We start from the raw sequence: 16,564 nt of genomic DNA, 5'->3' as shown, positions 1-16,564 counted from the left end.
GATGAACAAAAAGAGTACAGATATTGTAGATAAGTGGGGATATGACGGATATAAAAAAACCCGCCGAGGCGGGTTTTTTTACGTTACTACAGATTACTCTGCAGCAGCTTCTGTTTTCTCTGAACGATCAACCAGCTCGATGTATGCCATCGGCGCGTTGTCGCCTGCACGGAAACCACACTTCAGAATGCGAGTGTAACCACCGGCGCGGCTCGCAAAACGCGGGCCCAGTTCGTTAAACAGTTTTGCCACGATCTCGTTATCACGAGTACGGGCGAATGCCAGACGACGATTAGCTACGCTATCAGTCTTGGCAAGAGTAATCAGCGGCTCAACTACGCGACGCAGCTCTTTCGCTTTCGGCAGAGTCGTCTTGATGATTTCATGACGAACCAGTGAACCTGCCATATTGCGGAACATAGCCTGGCGATGGCTGCTGTTGCGGTTCAGTTGACGACCACTCTTACGATGGCGCATGACCTTATCCTTCTCAGTAAAACCTTAACCTGTGATCCGGTTACTCGTCAGCGATGCTTGCCGGTGGCCAGTTTTCCAGGCGCATGCCCAGAGACAGTCCACGGGAAGCCAGCACGTCTTTAATCTCGGTAAGAGATTTTTTACCAAGGTTAGGCGTCTTAAGAAGCTCAACCTCAGTACGCTGTACCAGATCACCGATATAGTGGATAGCTTCTGCTTTGAGGCAGTTAGCAGAGCGGACAGTCAATTCCAGATCGTCAACAGGGCGCAGCAGGATCGGATCGAATTCTGGTTTCTCTTCTTTAACTTCCGGCTGACGTACATCACGTAAATCAACGAAAGCTTCCAGTTGTTCAGCCAGAATGGTTGCCGCACGACGAATCGCCTCTTCAGGATCGATTGTGCCGTTGGTTTCCATTTCGATGACCAGCTTGTCCAGGTCGGTACGCTGTTCTACACGCGCTGCTTCAACATTGTAGGCAATACGCTCTACAGGGCTGTAGCATGCGTCGACCAGCAGACGGCCGATTGGGCGCTCATCTTCTTCCGAATGAATTCGGGTAGAAGCCGGCACATAACCACGACCGCGCTGAACTTTGATACGCATGCTAATAGATGCATTCTCATCGGTCAGGTGGCAGATCACGTGCTGTGGCTTGACGATTTCGACATCACCATCATGGGTAATGTCGGCTGCAGTCACAGGGCCAATGCCAGATTTATTCAAGGTAAGAATAACGTCATCTTTACCCTGAACTCTCACCGCCAGCCCTTTCAGGTTGAGCAGGATTTCCAGGATATCTTCCTGAACGCCTTCTTTGGTGCTGTACTCATGTAGTACACCATCAATCTCAACCTCGGTCACCGCGCAACCCGGCATCGATGAGAGCAGAATACGGCGCAGTGCGTTACCCAAAGTATGGCCAAAGCCACGCTCTAAAGGCTCAAGGGTCACCTTGGCGTGCGTCGAACTCACTTGCTCGATATCTACCAGGCGCGGTTTTAGAAACTCTGTCACAGAACCCTGCATTGTGTCCTCTCTTTGGTACTAAGCTTTACTTGGAGTAAAGCTCGACGATCAGGTGTTCGTTAATGTCCGCAGACAGATCAGAACGCTCCGGCTTACGCTTGAACGTACCTTCCATCTTGCCAGCATCAACTTCCAGCCAGGTTGGCTTTTCACGCTGCTCAGCCAGCTCCAGAGCGGCTTTCACGCGAGACTGCTTCTTCGCTTTCTCACGAATGCTAACAACGTCATTCGGACTAACCTGATAAGAAGCGATGTTAACAACACGACCGTTTACCATAATTGCTTTATGGCTGACCAGCTGACGTGCTTCTGCACGAGTGGCACCGAAGCCCATACGGTATACAACGTTGTCCAGACGACCTTCCAGCAGACCCAACAGGTTTTCACCGGTGTTGCCTTTCAGACGTGCTGCTTCTTTGTAGTAGTTACGGAACTGACGCTCCAGCACACCGTAGATACGGCGAACTTTTTGCTTTTCACGCAACTGCACACCATAGTCAGACAGACGCGGTTTACGCGCACCGTGCTGGCCAGGAGCTTGTTCAATTTTACACTTGGTATCGATCGCGCGAACGCCAGACTTAAGGAATAAGTCAGTGCCCTCACGACGGCTCAGCTTGAGCTTAGGACCCAAATATCTTGCCATTTTCTTTCTCCAACAATCCTAGAAACGACAGCGTTATACGCGACGTTTTTTCGGCGGACGACAACCGTTATGAGGGATCGGAGTCACATCAGTAATATTAGTGATGCGGAAACCAGCGGCGTTCAGAGCACGAACAGTAGATTCGCGACCTGGACCCGGTCCTTTGACCATAACTTCCAGATTCTTGATACCGTATTCTTTTACGGCTTCAGCGCAACGCTCTGCTGCAACCTGAGCTGCAAACGGAGTGGATTTGCGAGAACCACGGAAACCGGAACCACCGGCTGTTGCCCAACCCAGTGCGTTACCCTGACGATCAGTAATGGTAACGATGGTGTTGTTAAAAGAAGCATGGATATGAGCCACGCCGTCAGAGACTTGTTTTCTTACACGTTTACGTGCACGAATTGGTGCCTTTGCCATTATTCAATCACCCCGATTATTTCTTGATCGGTTTGCGCGGACCCTTACGGGTACGTGCGTTGGTCTTGGTACGCTGACCGCGAACCGGGAGACCACGACGATGACGCAAACCGCGATAGCAACCAAGGTCCATAAGGCGCTTGATGCTCATGCTAACTTCACGGCGCAGATCACCTTCAACGACAAATTTGGCAACTTCGTCACGCAGCGTGTCGATTTGTTCTTCAGACAGCTCACTGATCTTAACATCTTCAGCGATACCCGCGGCAGCCAGAATGGCTTTAGAACGGGTCTTGCCGACGCCGTAGATCGAAGTTAATGCGATCACAGCATGTTTCTGATCAGGAATGTTAATGCCTGCTATACGGGCCACTATGCACTCCTACTATTTAATATGTACGCACCATGCTGAAAAGCCCGTTTTCAGGATACTCAAATGGAAACGCACAGACATACAAAAGATTGGCTGGCTAATCTAGCCAGCTCAACCCAACTTTGCAAGAAAAATATGCGAATAAATCAGCCTTGGCGCTGTTTATGCTTCGGCTCGGCACTGCAAATCACACGGATGACACCATCACGCTTAACGATTTTGCAGTTACGGCATAATTTCTTGACGGAAGCACGAACTTTCATTTTTACTCTCCGTAACTTCTCGGGCGACTGTTAACGGCCGTAGCCTTTCAGATTCGCCTTCTTCAATGCAGACTCGTACTGACTTGACATCATCAGAGTTTGCACTTGAGCCATAAAGTCCATAATCACGACAACAACGATAAGCAGTGAGGTCCCACCGAAGTAGAACGGTACTTTCATTGCATCACGCATGAACTCCGGGATCAGGCAGATAAAGGTAATGTAGAGCGCACCAACCAAAGTCAGGCGGGTCATTACTTTATCGATATACTTCGCCGTTTGCTCTCCCGGACGAATTCCTGGTACAAATGCACCGGACTTCTTCAGGTTATCTGCTGTTTCACGCGGGTTGAAAACCAACGCCGTGTAGAAGAAACAGAAGAATATGATTGCAGACGCATAGAGTAACACATAAAGCGGTTGCCCAGGCTGCAAATACAGCGAAATTGTTGTCAGCCAGTTCCAACCAGTCCCGCCCCCGAACCATGACGCGATGGTCGCCGGGAACAGAATAATACTGGAAGCGAAGATTGCCGGGATTACCCCCGCCATATTCACTTTCAGCGGTAAATGTGTGCTCTGTGCAGCATAGACACGACGACCTTGCTGACGTTTCGCGTAGTTTACCACAATACGGCGTTGACCACGCTCAACAAATACAACAAAGAACGTCACTGCGAATACTAATACTGCAACCAACAGCAACACGAGGAAGTGCAGGTCGCCTTGACGCGCTTGCTCGATAGTATGGGCAATGGCTGGCGGGAGTCCCGCGACAATACCGGCGAAGATAATGATTGAGATACCGTTGCCGATACCACGCTCAGTAATCTGTTCGCCCAACCACATCAGGAACATCGTCCCTGTAACCAGACTTACAACAGCGGTGAAATAGAATGCAAAGCCTGGGTTCATCACCAGGCCCTGCATACCAGGCATATTCGGCAGACCGGTAGCAATACCGATCGACTGGAATATTGCCAGCACCAGAGTACCGTAGCGGGTGTACTGGCTGATCTTACGACGACCAGACTCCCCTTCTTTCTTAATTTCTGCCAGCGTTGGATGAACCACCGTCAGCAGCTGGATAATGATCGACGCCGAAATATACGGCATGATCCCCAGAGCAAAGATAGAAGCACGGCTGAGAGCACCACCAGAGAACATGTTAAACATTTCAATGATGGTGCCTCGCTGTTGCTCAAGCAGTTTGGCAAGTACAGCGGCATCAATACCAGGGATCGGAATGAAAGAGCCAATACGGAACACAATCAGCGCGCCGATTACAAACAGCAGTCTGCGTTTCAGCTCGCCTAAGCCACCTTTGGCACTTTGAAAATCTAATCCCGGTTGTTTAGCCATCTGCTACTTATTCCTCGATTTTACCGCCAGCAGCTTCGATAGCAGCACGAGCGCCTTTAGTAACACGCAGGCCACGAACAGTTACCGGAGTAGTGACTTCACCAGCCAGGATCACTTTCGCGAACTCGATCTGGATACCGATAATGTTAGCTGCTTTCAGCGTGTTCAGGTCTACAACACCGCCTTCAACTTTAGCCAGGTCAGACAGACGAACTTCGGCTGTAATCGCTGCTTTACGTGAAGTGAAGCCGAATTTCGGCAGACGACGGTACAGAGGCATCTGACCACCCTCGAAACCGCGACGTACGCCACCGCCAGAACGAGACTTCTGACCTTTGTGACCACGACCACCGGTTTTACCGAGGCCAGAACCGATACCACGACCCAGGCGGCGAGCCGCTTTTTTAGAGCCTTCGGCCGGAGACAGAGTATTTAAACGCATCTCTTACTCCTCAACTTTAACCATGAAGGAAACCGCGTTGACCATACCACGAACAGCAGGAGTATCCTCGCGCTCTACGGTGTGACCAATACGACGCAGACCCAGGCCAAGCAGCGTTGCCTTGTGTTTCGGCAGACGACCGATTGCACTGCGGGTTTGAGTAATTTTAATAGTCTTTGCCATGGTTTATTTCCCCAGAATTTCTTCAACGGATTTACCACGCTTGGCAGCGACCATTTCCGGAGATTTCATATTTTCCAGGCCATCGATAGTTGCACGAACCACGTTAATCGGGTTAGTGGAACCATACGCTTTAGCCAGAACGTTACGAACTCCAGCGACTTCCAGAACGGCGCGCATTGCACCACCGGCGATGATACCGGTACCTTCGGAAGCCGGCTGCATGAATACACGAGAACCCGTGTGAGTACCCTTAACCGGGTGCTGCAGGGTGCCGTGGTTCAGCGCGACGTTAATCATATTGCGACGGGCTTTTTCCATCGCTTTCTGGATCGCTGCTGGAACTTCACGCGCTTTACCGTAACCAAAACCAACGCGACCGTTACCATCACCAACTACAGTCAGAGCTGTGAAGGAGAAAATACGACCACCTTTAACGGTTTTAGATACGCGGTTAACCGCGATCAGCTTTTCCTGCAGTTCGCCAGCTTGTTTTTCGATGTGAGCCATCTTACACCTCTACCTTAGAACTGAAGGCCAGCTTCACGGGCAGCATCTGCCAGTGCCTGGACACGACCATGATATTGGAACCCGGAACGGTCAAAAGAAACATCTTTGATGCCTTTTTCCAGAGCGCGTTCAGCAACAGCTTTACCTACAGCTGCAGCAGCGTCTTTGTTACCGGTGTACTTCAATTGTTCAGCGATAGCTTTTTCTACAGTAGAAGCAGCTACCAGAACTTCAGAACCGTTCGGTGCAATTACCTGTGCGTAAATATGACGCGGGGTACGATGTACCACCAGGCGAGTTGCACCCAGCTCCTGGAGCTTGCGGCGTGCGCGGGTCGCACGACGGATACGAGCAGATTTCTTATCCATAGTGTTACCTTACTTCTTCTTAGCCTCTTTGGTACGCACGACTTCGTCGGCGTAACGAACACCCTTGCCTTTATAAGGCTCAGGACGACGGTAGGCGCGCAGATCTGCTGCAACCTGACCGATCAGCTGTTTATCAGCGCCTTTCAGCACGATTTCAGTCTGAGACGGACATTCTGCAGTGATTCCCGCAGGCAGCTGATGGTCAACTGGGTGAGAGAAACCTAAAGCCAGGTTTACTACATTCCCTTTAACCGCTGCACGATAACCTACACCAACCAGCTGAAGCTTCTTAGTGAAGCCTTCGGTAACACCGACAACCATTGCATTCAGCAGGGCACGCGCGGTACCAGCCTGAGCCCATCCATCTGCGTAACCATCACGCGGACCGAAGGTCAGTGCATTATCTGCATGATTTACTGCAACAGCATCGTTGAGAGTACGAGTCAGCTCGCCGTTTTTACCTTTGATCGTAATAACCTGACCGTTGATTTTTACATCAACGCCGGCAGGAATAACGACCGGTGCTTTAGCAACACGAGACATTTTTTCCTCCGATTAGGCTACGTAGCAGATAATTTCGCCACCAAGACCAGCCTGGCGCGCTGCACGATCAGTCATAACACCTTTAGAGGTAGAAACAACTGCGATACCCATGCCAGCCATAACTTTCGGCAGCTCGTCTTTACGCTTATAAATGCGCAGACCTGGGCGACTGACACGCTGAATGCTTTCTACAACAGCTTTACCCTGGAAATACTTGAGAGTAAGTTCCAGTTCCGGCTTGGTGTCGCCTTCAACTTTAAAATCTTCAATAAAACCTTCTTCCTTCAGCACGTTGGCAATTGCCACTTTCAGCTTGGAGGAAGGCATGGTGACCGCAGCTTTATTCGCGGCCTGACCGTTACGGATACGGGTCAGCATATCCGCGATCGGATCTTGCATGCTCATCTGTCTTTACTCCCGTGATTCAATTGGTAATTACCAGCTAGCCTTTTTCAAGCCTGGTACTTCACCGCGCATGGCGGCTTCACGCAGTTTGATACGGCTCAACCCGAACTTGCCCACATAGCCATGCGGACGACCTGTTTGACGGCAGCGGTTACGCTGACGGGACGGGCTGGAATCACGCGGCAGAGACTGCAGCTTGAGAACTGCGTTCCAACGATCTTCGTCGGTCGCGTTCACATCAGAGATAATAGCTTTCAGTTCAGCGCGTTTTGCGAAGTACTTATCAGCTAAAGCTACGCGCTTTACTTCGCGTGCTTTCATTGATTGCTTAGCCATTCAGTAACCCTACCTTACTTGCGGAACGGGAAGTCAAAGGCAGCCAGCAGAGCACGGCCTTCTTCATCAGATTTCGCAGTAGTGGTAATGGTAATATCCAAACCACGCACGCGGTCGACTTTATCGTAGTCGATTTCTGGGAAGATGATCTGCTCACGGACACCCATGCTGTAGTTACCACGACCGTCGAAAGACTTAGCGGACAAGCCACGGAAGTCACGGATACGTGGAACAGCAATAGTGATCAGGCGCTCAAAGAACTCCCACATGCGTTCGCCACGCAGAGTTACTTTACAGCCGATCGGATAGCCCTGACGGATTTTGAAGCCTGCAACTGATTTGCGTGCTTTGGTGATCAGCGGTTTTTGACCGGAGATTGCTGTCAGGTCAGCTGCTGCGTTATCCAGCAGTTTCTTGTCAGCGATCGCTTCACCAACACCCATGTTCAGGGTGATCTTCTCGACCCGAGGGACTTGCATGACAGAATTGTAGTTAAACTCAGTCATGAGTTTAGCGACTACTTCGTCTTTGTAGTAATCATGCAGTTTCGCCATCGTACTACTCCAAATTACTTGATAGTTTCGCTGTTAGATTTGAAGAAACGGACTTTTTTGCCGTCTTCGAATCTAAAGCCTACACGGTCAGCCTTGCCGGTTGCCGCGTTGAAGATAGCAAGGTTAGAGATCTGAATAGCTGCTTCTTTCTCTACGATGCCGCCTGGTTGGTTCAGGGCCGGAACCGGCTTCTGATGTTTCTTAACCAGGTTGATACCTTCAACAATGACCTTGCCGGAAGACAGGACATTCTTAACTTTACCGCGTTTACCTTTATCTTTACCGGTTAACACGATAACTTCGTCATCACGACGGATCTTCGCTGCCATGATTCGCTCCTTAGAGTACTTCTGGTGCCAGAGAGATAATTTTCATGAACTTCTCGTTACGAAGTTCACGAGTTACCGGCCCAAAAATACGCGTACCGATAGGTTGCTCGCTGTTATTGTTTAAAATAACGCATGCATTACCATCGAAGCGAATGACAGAACCGTCCGGGCGACGAACACCCTTCTTGGTGCGCACCACTACCGCCTTCAGCACATCACCTTTTTTGACCTTACCACGCGGAATTGCTTCCTTGATGGTGATCTTGATGATATCGCCGACGCCTGCGTAGCGACGGTGCGAGCCACCCAGAACCTTGATACACATTACGCGACGTGCACCGGAGTTGTCGGCGACGTTCAGCATAGTCTGTTCTTGGATCATTTTAGTGCTCCGCTAATGTCAACTACTACTGAGACCCGAAAATCAGGTCGTTAAAAAAGCCCCATATCGGGGGCGCGGCATTATAACACCGCTTCAACGATATGGGTAGAAAAAATAAACGGCTCATCGCTGAGCCGTTTATTCGTTGAGAATGCCTACTGTATTACAGAACGGCTTTCTCTACAACGCGAACCAGCGTCCAGGACTTAGTCTTGGACAGCGGACGGCATTCGCGGATTTCAACCACGTCACCAGTACCGCATTCGTTGTTCTCGTCATGTACGTGCAGTTTGGTCGTACGCTTAATGAATTTACCGTAGATCGGGTGTTTCACAAAACGTTCGATAGCAACAACGATGGATTTCTCCATTTTATCGCTAACAACGCGACCTTGCAGAGTACGGATTTTATCGGTCATTACGCACCCGCCTTCTCAGTCAGTAAAGTCTTAACGCGTGCGACGTCACGACGCACTTGCTTCAACAGGTGAGACTGTTGCAGCTGGCCACTTGCAGCCTGCATACGCAGGTTGAACTGCTCACGCAGCAGATTCAGCAGCTCGGTGTTCAGCTCTTCAACACTCTTCTCACGCAGCTCTTTTGCTTTCATTACATCACCGTCTTAGTTACAAAGGTGGTTTTAATCGGCAGTTTCGCTGCTGCCAGCTTGAATGCTTCACGGGCCAGCTCTTCCGGTACGCCGTCCATTTCATACAGGACTTTACCCGGCTGAATCAAGGCAACCCAATACTCCACGTTACCTTTACCTTTACCCATACGCACTGCCAGCGGCTTTTCAGTGATCGGTTTGTCCGGGAATACACGGATCCAGATCTTACCTTGACGCTTAACTGCACGGGTCATAGCACGACGTGCTGCTTCGATCTGACGGGCAGTCAGACGACCACGGCCAACAGCTTTCAGACCGAAGCTGCCGAAGCTAACATCCGCGCCAGCAGCCAGACCGCGGTTACGGCCTTTGTGCATTTTACGGAATTTTGTACGCTTTGGTTGTAACATCAGCGACGCTCCTTATTTACGGCCTTTACGCTGCTGCTTTTTAGGTTGCGCAGCCGGTTTTTCCGGTTGTTCAACAGCAGCCATACCACCCAGGATCTCGCCTTTGAAGATCCACACTTTAACGCCGATTACACCGTAAGTGGTGTGCGCTTCAGAGGTGTTGTAGTCGATGTCAGCACGCAGAGTGTGCAGAGGTACGCGACCTTCGCGGTACCATTCGGTACGTGCGATTTCCGCGCCGCCCAGACGGCCGCTAACTTCAACTTTGATACCTTTAGCGCCCAGACGCATTGCGTTCTGTACAGCACGCTTCATAGCACGACGGAACATAACACGACGTTCCAGCTGAGAAGTGATGCTGTCAGCAACCAATTTTGCGTCCAGTTCAGGCTTACGCACTTCGGCGATATTGATCTGAGCAGGAACGCCAGCAATATCCGCTACGACTTTGCGCAGTTTTTCTACGTCTTCGCCTTTCTTACCGATAACGATACCCGGGCGAGCGGTGTGAATGGTCACACGGATGCTCTTAGCCGGACGCTCGATAACGATACGAGATACAGACGCTTTCGCCAGTTCCTTAGTCAGGTACTGACGTACTTTAAAATCGCTGTCCAGGTTGTCAGCGAATTCTTTGGTGTTCGCAAACCAGGTTGAGTTCCATGGTTTTACAATACCCAGGCGAATACCATTAGGATGTACTTTCTGACCCATTGCTAGTCTCCAGAGTCTCAGCGATCGGACACAACCACAGTAATGTGGCTGGTGCGCTTCAGGATGCGATCTGCACGACCTTTTGCACGCGGCATAATGCGCTTCATGCTCGGGCCTTCGTCTACGAAAATTTTCGTAACTTTCAGATCGTCAATGTCAGCGCCATCGTTGTGTTCAGCGTTAGCAATGGCAGATTCCAGGACTTTCTTAACCAGTACAGCCGCTTTCTTATTGGTGTAGGTCAGAATATCCAGAGCCTGCGACACTTTCTTACCGCGAATCAGGTCTGCAACAAGGCGAACCTTCTGAGCAGAAGAACGAGCATGGCGATGTTGAGCTAAAGTTTCCATCTCTTCCTCCTACCTTATTTCTTCTTCGCTTTTTTATCAGCAGCGTGGCCGCGATAAGTACGAGTCGGTGCGAATTCACCCAGTTTGTGACCGACCATTTCGTCGGAAACAAATACCGGAACGTGCTGACGACCATTATGGACAGCGATGGTCAAACCGATCATGTTAGGAAAGATCGTTGAACGACGGGACCAAGTGCGCAGGGGCTTCTTGTCTCCGCTTTCCACCGCTTTCTCTACCTTCTTCAGCAAGTGCAGGTCAATAAAAGGACCTTTCTTGAGAGAACGTGGCATGGCTTATCCTCTAAAATTATTTGCTACGGCGACGTACGATGAATTTATCAGTACGCTTGTTGCTGCGGGTCTTCTTACCTTTGGTCTGAACGCCCCACGGAGTTACCGGGTGCTTACCAAAGTTACGACCTTCACCACCACCATGTGGGTGGTCGACTGGGTTCATCGCAGTACCGCGAACGGTAGGACGAACACCACGCCAGCGTGCAGCACCTGCTTTACCCAGAACGCGCAGCATATGCTCAGCATTGCCAACTTCGCCCAGAGTTGCACGGCAGTCTGCTTCGACTTTACGCATTTCACCAGAACGCAGACGCAGGGTGACATAAGCACCATCACGAGCAACGATCTGAACGTAAGTACCAGCGGAACGTGCCAGCTGACCGCCTTTACCTGGTTTCATTTCTACGTTATGAACGGTAGAACCAACCGGGATATTGCGCATCGGCAGGGTGTTACCTGCTTTGATTGCAGCATCAACGCCAGACTGAATCTGGTCGCCAGCTTTCAGGCCTTTAGGGGCCAGGATGTAACGGCGTTCACCGTCTTTGTACAGAACCAGCGCGATGTTCGCGGAGCGGTTCGGATCGTACTCAAGACGTTCAACAACTGCCGGGATACCGTCTTTGTTGCGTTTGAAGTCAACAATACGATAAGCCTGCTTGTGACCACCACCGATGTGACGAGTGGTGATGCGGCCATTGTTGTTACGACCACCGGATTTGCTGTTTTTTTCAACCAGCGGAGCAAAAGGTTTGCCCTTGTGCAGCTCTGGGTTGACCACTTTAACAACGTGGCGACGACCCGGAGATGTCGGTTTACATTTAACAACTGCCATTGTATTACTCCTCCGACTTACTCAGCGCCGCCGACGAAGTCCAGATTCTGGCCTTCCTTCAGGGTGACGTAAGCTTTTTTCCAGTCGCTACGACGACCGATACGCTGTCCGTGACGTTTAACTTTCCCTTTAACTACCAGGGTGTTAACGACTTCGACTTCGACTTCAAACAGTTTCTGCACAGCAGCTTTGATTTCTGCTTTGGTCGCGTCTTTAGCAACTTTGAGAACGATGGTGTTAGTTTTTTCCATCGCAGTAGACGCTTTTTCAGAAACGTGCGGTGCGCGCAGCACTTTCAGCAGACGTTCTTCACGAATCATGCCAGCATCTCCTCAACTTGCTTAACAGCATCAGCAGTCATTACGACTTTGTCGAAGGCGATCAGGCTAACCGGGTCGATACCAGTTGCATCGCGTACGTCAACCTTGTGCAGGTTGCGCGCAGCCAGGAACAGGTTTTCGTCCAGCTCACCGGTGATGATCAGCACATCTTCCAGAGCCATGTCTTTCAGTTTCTGTGCCAGCAGCTTAGTTTTAGGCGCTTCTACAGAGAATGATTCGACAACGATCAGACGATCCTGACGTACCAGTTCGGACAGAATGCTTTTCAGCGCGCCGCGGTACATCTTTTTGTTAACTTTTTGACTGTGGTCCTGTGGACGAGCAGCGAAGGTCACGCCACCTGAACGCCAGATCGGGCTCTTGATAGAACCTGAACGCGCACGGCCGGTACCTTTCTGGCGCCACGGCTTTTTGCCTGAACCAGTTACTTCAGCACGAGTCTTCTGAGCACGAGTACCCTGACGAGCACCAGCTGCATAAGCAACAACAACCTGGTGAACCAGCGCTTCGTTGAAATCACGACCGAAGGTAGTTTCGGAAACAGTCAGCGCGCTCTGCGCGTCTTTCAATACTAATTCCATTGCTATCCCCTTACGCCTTCACAGCTGGTTTAACGATCAGGTCGCAACCGGTCGCACCCGGAACACCACCTTTAACCAGCAGCAGGTTGCGCTCAGCGTCAACACGTACTACGTCCAGGCTCTGAACGGTTACACGTTCGTTGCCCAGCTGACCTGCCATTTTCTTGCCTTTGAACACTTTGCCCGGAGTCTGGTTCTGACCGATAGAACCCGGAACGCGGTGAGACAAGGAGTTACCGTGAGTAGCGTCCTGGGTACGGAAGTTCCAGCGCTTAACGGTACCAGCGAAACCTTTACCTTTAGAGGTACCGGTTACGTCAACTTTTTTAACGTCAGCAAACAGTTCAACGCTAATGTTCTGACCAACGGTGTATTCTTCACCATCTGCCAGACGGAATTCCCACAGGCCGCGGCCAGCTTCTACGCCAGCTTTAGCAAAGTGGCCAGCTTCCGGCTTAGTTACGCGGTTAGCTTTTTTAGCACCGGTGGTAACCTGAACAGCGCGATAGCCATCGTTAGCCAGATCTTTAACCTGAGTAACGCGGTTTGCTTCAACTTCGATAACGGTTACTGGGATAGATACGCCATCTTCAGTGAAGATGCGGGTCATACCCACTTTTTTACCGACTAAACCAATCATTGTATCAACCTCTCAATCGCTCGATGACCTGATTAACCCAGGCTGATCTGCACGTCTACACCGGCAGCCAGGTCCAGACGCATCAGAGCATCAACGGTTTTTTCAGTTGGCTCAACGATGTCAACCAGACGCTTGTGAGTACGGATCTCGTACTGATCACGCGCGTCTTTGTTGACGTGCGGGGAGATCAGAACGGTGAAACGCTCTTTGCGGGTCGGCAGCGGGATCGGACCACGAACCTGCGCACCAGTGCGCTTGGCAGTCTCGACGATTTCCGCGGTTGATTGATCGATCAGACGATGATCAAACGCTTTCAAACGGATACGGATTCTTTGGTTCTGCATGAGACCAGAGCTCCAATTATTTTATAGACGAAATAGTTACTCCTCAAACCCATTACGATTGATGGGAGAGTGTAACCGTTCTTACAGAGTTCCCCGATTGGGAACATTGTCTGGTATTGCTTTCGCAGTACCGGTGGCTCATATCGAACCGCTGTCAATATTAGACAAGCCCGCGCATTATACGTAAATCTCAGTCTTAAGCAAGTGCCGCGTAGAAATTAATCACTCGTTCACAAATGCGGCGCTCCTTCCACTCTGATTGTATGTCCTGTGGTGCAACGCGTTTTCCGTGGAAGAGAGCATCCATAACCCATATCCCGGGCTTGTAGGGCCGCCGGGTTTACCTGAAGGTAAACTCTTTACCAGATAAGGCTTGCCCATGTACATCGACCTCCCCTTCCTGTTGATTTATGTTTCGCTATCAGGGCTGCTCTTCGTCCATGACCTACGTACCGGGTTGCTGCCCGACAAATTTACCTGCCCTCTTTTGTGGGGCGGTCTTATTTATCATCAATGCTGCAGACCTGCACAGTTATCCGACGCGCTTTGGGGTGCTGTAGCAGGTTATGGGGTATTTGCTTTGTTCTACTGGGGGTATCGTTTGATATGCCGACAGGAAGGATTAGGCTTTGGTGATGTCAAATTTCTTGCTGCGCTAGGCGCATGGCATCGCTGGGAATCATTACCACTGTTGGTTTTACTTGCCGCGGGTATGGCATGTTGCCTCACCGGGATTTACTGCGTCCGTTACGGGAAACAGGTACTAAAAAACCCGCTGCCATTTGGGCCATATCTGGCGGCTGCGGGTTTTGTTATTGGCCTGGTAAGTATGATACAGGGCGGTTAGTCACTGACTTTAATTTGCGATTGCAGATAATTTTGTAAGCCAAGTTTTGCAATCAGGTCCAGCTCGGTTTCGAGCCAGTCAATATGCCCTTCTTCTTCAGTCAGGATCTCAATCATCATATCCCGGCTGACATAATCATGAACGCTATCGGCATAGGCAATGGCTTCACGTAAGTCTTTAGCACCATCGAGTTCGAGTCGAAGATCGGATTGCAGCATCTCTTCAACGTCTTCGCCAATACCCAACTTGCCAAGATCCTGCAAGTTCGGGATCCCTTCTAAGAATAAAATACGCTCGATATATTTATCAGCGTGTTTCATCTCATCGATAGATTCATGGTACTCAACATCATTGAGGCGAGTCAGTCCCCAGTTTTTAAACATACGAGCATGGAGAAAATACTGGTTGATCGCGACAAGCTCATTTCCCAATAGTTTATTGAGATAATTTATGATTTTAACATCACCTTTCATTTTATAGTCCCTCCGCTTCCACTCTTAGAGCGTAGATGGGGCTACAGGGATGTCAAAAAAAAGAGTGTGACTTAGGCGATCTCTTTAAATTCTGGCATTTGTGTTAATTCATCCTGCATGACCTCGCGGGCAGCACGAATGCATTTACCGCATTGATTTCCAACAGGAATAAATTTACGTAATTGCTGAAAGGACTGAGGATGAAACTGGCGAACAGCCTGACGTATTTTTTTATCACTTATCGCATTACACAAACAAACGTACATGATCGCTCCCGTTCAATTTCTGCGCAAAGTGTAAATGAGAATAGTTATGATTACAATAGCACAACGCGATTTACGCGGCGGGAGAATGAATAAAAAATGCGAATAAATATGACAACGACTAAATTGCAGGTAGCAAAAAGGGCGCCGAAGCGCCCTTTTTAAGCTCAAAGCTAATTAATCAATAATTAGCTCATTACTTTAGCAACAACGCCCGCACCAACAGTACGGCCGCCTTCACGGATTGCGAAACGCAGACCGTCGTCCATCGCGATCGGGTGGATCAGGGTAACAACCATTTTGATGTTGTCGCCCGGCATTACCATCTCTACGCCTTCTGGCAGTTCGATGGTACCAGTCACGTCAGTAGTACGGAAGTAGAACTGCGGACGGTAGCCTTTGAAGAACGGAGTATGACGGCCGCCTTCGTCTTTGGACAGAATGTACACTTCAGATTCGAACTTGGTGTGCGGCTTGATAGAGCCCGGCTTAGCCAGTACCTGACCACGTTCGATTTCTTCACGTTTGATACCACGCAGCAGAACACCAACGTTCTCACCAGCACGGCCTTCGTCCAGCAGTTTGCGGAACATTTCAACGCCAGTACAGGTAGACTTAGCAGTCTCTTTGATACCAACGATTTCAACTTCTTCACCAACTTTGATGATACCGCGCTCTACACGACCGGTAACAACGGTACCACGACCGGAGATGGAGAATACGTCTTCGATAGGCAGCAGGAACGGCTTGTCAATCGCACGCTCTGGTTCTGGGATGTAAGAATCCAGGAAGCCAGCCAGTTCGATGATTTTCGCTTCCCACTCTGCTTCGCCTTCCAGCGCTTTCAGAGCAGAACCACGAACGATCGGAGTGTCGTCGCCCGGGAAATCGTACTGAGACAGAAGTTCACGAACTTCCATTTCTACCAGTTCCAGCAGCTCTTCGTCATCAACCATGTCGCATTTGTTCAGGAACACGATGATGTACGGAACGCCTACCTGACGACCCAGCAGGATGTGCTCACGAGTCTGCGGCATCGGGCCGTCAGTCGCAGCAACAACCAGGATCGCGCCGTCCATCTGCGCAGCACCGGTGATCATGTTTTTAACATAGTCGGCGTGGCCCGGGCAGTCTACGTGTGCGTAGTGGCGAGTCGGGGTGTCATATTCAACGTGAGAAGTGTTGATGGTGATACCACGAGCTTTTTCTTCCGGCGCGTTATCGATCTGGTCGAATGC

At 50.2% G+C, this 16,564-nt stretch carries 32 protein-coding genes; 1 reads left to right on the top strand and 31 read right to left on the bottom strand.

Annotation, left to right across the window (positions count from 1 at the left end; all coding sequences use genetic code 11):
- Positions 1-93: 93 nt before the first annotated feature.
- The 28 genes from rplQ to rpsJ form a co-directional block, all read right to left on the bottom strand.
- A complete protein-coding gene (gene rplQ / locus OGX86_RS02175; protein ID WP_001216370.1) occupies positions 94-477 on the bottom strand; it encodes a 50S ribosomal protein L17 in 384 nt (127 codons plus the stop codon).
- Positions 478-517: 40 nt separating this feature from the next.
- The gene (locus OGX86_RS02170; protein WP_003031139.1) at positions 518-1,507 is read right to left on the bottom strand and encodes a DNA-directed RNA polymerase subunit alpha; all 990 of its coding nucleotides are present in this window, start codon (positions 1,505-1,507) and stop codon (positions 518-520) included.
- Positions 1,508-1,532: 25 nt separating this feature from the next.
- Positions 1,533-2,153 (bottom strand): 30S ribosomal protein S4, encoded by a 621-nt coding sequence (gene rpsD, locus OGX86_RS02165; protein ID WP_003031138.1) that lies wholly within the window; start codon positions 2,151-2,153, stop codon positions 1,533-1,535.
- A 33-nt stretch (positions 2,154-2,186) separates the two neighbouring features.
- Positions 2,187-2,576 carry a 30S ribosomal protein S11 gene (rpsK, locus tag OGX86_RS02160; protein ID WP_003031137.1) on the bottom strand — a complete coding sequence of 130 codons (390 nt, stop codon included), beginning with the start codon at positions 2,574-2,576 and terminating at the stop codon, positions 2,187-2,189.
- A gap of 16 nt (positions 2,577-2,592) precedes the next feature.
- Complete coding sequence (rpsM, locus tag OGX86_RS02155; protein WP_003031135.1) at positions 2,593-2,949, bottom strand: 30S ribosomal protein S13; 357 nt, start codon at positions 2,947-2,949, stop codon at positions 2,593-2,595.
- Between the two features lie 146 nt (positions 2,950-3,095).
- Positions 3,096-3,212, bottom strand: coding sequence for a 50S ribosomal protein L36 (gene rpmJ / locus OGX86_RS02150; protein WP_000868187.1), 117 nt, complete (start codon positions 3,210-3,212; stop codon positions 3,096-3,098).
- A 30-nt stretch (positions 3,213-3,242) separates the two neighbouring features.
- The gene (secY, locus tag OGX86_RS02145) at positions 3,243-4,574 is read right to left on the bottom strand and encodes a preprotein translocase subunit SecY (RefSeq protein ID WP_001118864.1); all 1,332 of its coding nucleotides are present in this window, start codon (positions 4,572-4,574) and stop codon (positions 3,243-3,245) included.
- Positions 4,575-4,581: 7 nt separating this feature from the next.
- Complete coding sequence (gene rplO / locus OGX86_RS02140; RefSeq protein ID WP_003031132.1) at positions 4,582-5,016, bottom strand: 50S ribosomal protein L15; 435 nt, start codon at positions 5,014-5,016, stop codon at positions 4,582-4,584.
- A 3-nt stretch (positions 5,017-5,019) separates the two neighbouring features.
- Complete coding sequence (gene rpmD / locus OGX86_RS02135; protein WP_001140434.1) at positions 5,020-5,199, bottom strand: 50S ribosomal protein L30; 180 nt, start codon at positions 5,197-5,199, stop codon at positions 5,020-5,022.
- Between the two features lie 3 nt (positions 5,200-5,202).
- Entirely contained in the window at positions 5,203-5,706 is a 504-nt protein-coding gene (gene rpsE, locus OGX86_RS02130; protein ID WP_003031131.1) for a 30S ribosomal protein S5, read from the bottom strand.
- Between the two features lie 14 nt (positions 5,707-5,720).
- A complete protein-coding gene (gene rplR, locus OGX86_RS02125; RefSeq protein ID WP_000358960.1) occupies positions 5,721-6,074 on the bottom strand; it encodes a 50S ribosomal protein L18 in 354 nt (117 codons plus the stop codon).
- Positions 6,075-6,083: 9 nt separating this feature from the next.
- Positions 6,084-6,617 carry a 50S ribosomal protein L6 gene (rplF, locus tag OGX86_RS02120; RefSeq protein ID WP_003031129.1) on the bottom strand — a complete coding sequence of 178 codons (534 nt, stop codon included), beginning with the start codon at positions 6,615-6,617 and terminating at the stop codon, positions 6,084-6,086.
- 12 nt (positions 6,618-6,629) lie between these two features.
- Entirely contained in the window at positions 6,630-7,022 is a 393-nt protein-coding gene (rpsH, locus tag OGX86_RS02115; RefSeq protein ID WP_003031127.1) for a 30S ribosomal protein S8, read from the bottom strand.
- A 30-nt stretch (positions 7,023-7,052) separates the two neighbouring features.
- Positions 7,053-7,358, bottom strand: coding sequence for a 30S ribosomal protein S14 (gene rpsN, locus OGX86_RS02110; RefSeq protein ID WP_003031125.1), 306 nt, complete (start codon positions 7,356-7,358; stop codon positions 7,053-7,055).
- Between the two features lie 14 nt (positions 7,359-7,372).
- Positions 7,373-7,912 (bottom strand): 50S ribosomal protein L5, encoded by a 540-nt coding sequence (gene rplE / locus OGX86_RS02105; protein WP_003031123.1) that lies wholly within the window; start codon positions 7,910-7,912, stop codon positions 7,373-7,375.
- Between the two features lie 14 nt (positions 7,913-7,926).
- Positions 7,927-8,241: a 50S ribosomal protein L24 gene (gene rplX, locus OGX86_RS02100; RefSeq protein WP_003031122.1), complete on the bottom strand. Its 315-nt coding sequence runs from the start codon at positions 8,239-8,241 to the stop codon at positions 7,927-7,929.
- 10 nt (positions 8,242-8,251) lie between these two features.
- Positions 8,252-8,623: a 50S ribosomal protein L14 gene (rplN, locus tag OGX86_RS02095; RefSeq protein ID WP_000613954.1), complete on the bottom strand. Its 372-nt coding sequence runs from the start codon at positions 8,621-8,623 to the stop codon at positions 8,252-8,254.
- A 163-nt stretch (positions 8,624-8,786) separates the two neighbouring features.
- The gene (gene rpsQ, locus OGX86_RS02090) at positions 8,787-9,041 is read right to left on the bottom strand and encodes a 30S ribosomal protein S17 (protein ID WP_003031120.1); all 255 of its coding nucleotides are present in this window, start codon (positions 9,039-9,041) and stop codon (positions 8,787-8,789) included.
- Positions 9,041-9,232 carry a 50S ribosomal protein L29 gene (rpmC, locus tag OGX86_RS02085; RefSeq protein ID WP_000644742.1) on the bottom strand — a complete coding sequence of 64 codons (192 nt, stop codon included), beginning with the start codon at positions 9,230-9,232 and terminating at the stop codon, positions 9,041-9,043. The genes rpsQ and rpmC overlap by 1 nt, the downstream gene beginning before the upstream one ends.
- The gene (gene rplP, locus OGX86_RS02080) at positions 9,232-9,642 is read right to left on the bottom strand and encodes a 50S ribosomal protein L16 (protein ID WP_000941208.1); all 411 of its coding nucleotides are present in this window, start codon (positions 9,640-9,642) and stop codon (positions 9,232-9,234) included. Before rplP ends, rpmC begins: the two co-directional genes overlap by 1 nt.
- Positions 9,643-9,654: 12 nt before the next feature.
- Complete coding sequence (rpsC, locus tag OGX86_RS02075) at positions 9,655-10,356, bottom strand: 30S ribosomal protein S3 (protein WP_000529945.1); 702 nt, start codon at positions 10,354-10,356, stop codon at positions 9,655-9,657.
- A gap of 17 nt (positions 10,357-10,373) precedes the next feature.
- Positions 10,374-10,706 (bottom strand): 50S ribosomal protein L22, encoded by a 333-nt coding sequence (rplV, locus tag OGX86_RS02070; RefSeq protein WP_000448832.1) that lies wholly within the window; start codon positions 10,704-10,706, stop codon positions 10,374-10,376.
- A 14-nt stretch (positions 10,707-10,720) separates the two neighbouring features.
- A complete protein-coding gene (gene rpsS, locus OGX86_RS02065) occupies positions 10,721-10,999 on the bottom strand; it encodes a 30S ribosomal protein S19 (RefSeq protein WP_001138115.1) in 279 nt (92 codons plus the stop codon).
- A 16-nt stretch (positions 11,000-11,015) separates the two neighbouring features.
- On the bottom strand, positions 11,016-11,837 hold the full coding sequence (gene rplB, locus OGX86_RS02060) for a 50S ribosomal protein L2 (protein WP_000301869.1): 822 nt from the start codon (positions 11,835-11,837) through the stop codon (positions 11,016-11,018).
- A gap of 17 nt (positions 11,838-11,854) precedes the next feature.
- On the bottom strand, positions 11,855-12,157 hold the full coding sequence (gene rplW, locus OGX86_RS02055; RefSeq protein WP_000617546.1) for a 50S ribosomal protein L23: 303 nt from the start codon (positions 12,155-12,157) through the stop codon (positions 11,855-11,857).
- Positions 12,154-12,759: a 50S ribosomal protein L4 gene (rplD, locus tag OGX86_RS02050; RefSeq protein ID WP_003031119.1), complete on the bottom strand. Its 606-nt coding sequence runs from the start codon at positions 12,757-12,759 to the stop codon at positions 12,154-12,156. The genes rplW and rplD overlap by 4 nt, the downstream gene beginning before the upstream one ends.
- Positions 12,760-12,769: 10 nt before the next feature.
- Complete coding sequence (rplC, locus tag OGX86_RS02045) at positions 12,770-13,399, bottom strand: 50S ribosomal protein L3 (protein ID WP_003031117.1); 630 nt, start codon at positions 13,397-13,399, stop codon at positions 12,770-12,772.
- Between the two features lie 32 nt (positions 13,400-13,431).
- Positions 13,432-13,743: a 30S ribosomal protein S10 gene (gene rpsJ, locus OGX86_RS02040; RefSeq protein WP_001181005.1), complete on the bottom strand. Its 312-nt coding sequence runs from the start codon at positions 13,741-13,743 to the stop codon at positions 13,432-13,434.
- A gap of 379 nt (positions 13,744-14,122) precedes the next feature.
- On the opposite strand from rpsJ, the gene OGX86_RS02035 reads away from it, so the two are divergent.
- Positions 14,123-14,590, top strand: a complete 468-nt coding sequence (locus OGX86_RS02035; RefSeq protein ID WP_136391424.1) for a prepilin peptidase — start codon at positions 14,123-14,125, stop codon at positions 14,588-14,590.
- Here OGX86_RS02035 and bfr read toward each other — a convergent pair.
- The 3 genes from bfr to tuf all read right to left on the bottom strand — a co-directional run.
- Positions 14,587-15,063, bottom strand: a complete 477-nt coding sequence (gene bfr, locus OGX86_RS02030) for a bacterioferritin (protein WP_003827773.1) — start codon at positions 15,061-15,063, stop codon at positions 14,587-14,589. The genes OGX86_RS02035 and bfr overlap by 4 nt on opposite strands.
- A 71-nt stretch (positions 15,064-15,134) precedes the next feature.
- Positions 15,135-15,329: a bacterioferritin-associated ferredoxin gene (bfd, locus tag OGX86_RS02025; RefSeq protein WP_003031111.1), complete on the bottom strand. Its 195-nt coding sequence runs from the start codon at positions 15,327-15,329 to the stop codon at positions 15,135-15,137.
- 185 nt (positions 15,330-15,514) lie between these two features.
- Positions 15,515-16,564: elongation factor Tu (gene tuf, locus OGX86_RS02020; RefSeq protein WP_063942044.1), on the bottom strand; the 1,050-nt coding region annotated here is incomplete at its 5' end.

It is taken from the genome of Citrobacter sp. Cpo040, from assembly GCF_030332915.1.
Lineage (GTDB): Bacteria > Pseudomonadota > Gammaproteobacteria > Enterobacterales > Enterobacteriaceae > Citrobacter > Citrobacter portucalensis.
This window is presented reverse-complemented; position numbering and strand designations above follow the sequence as displayed.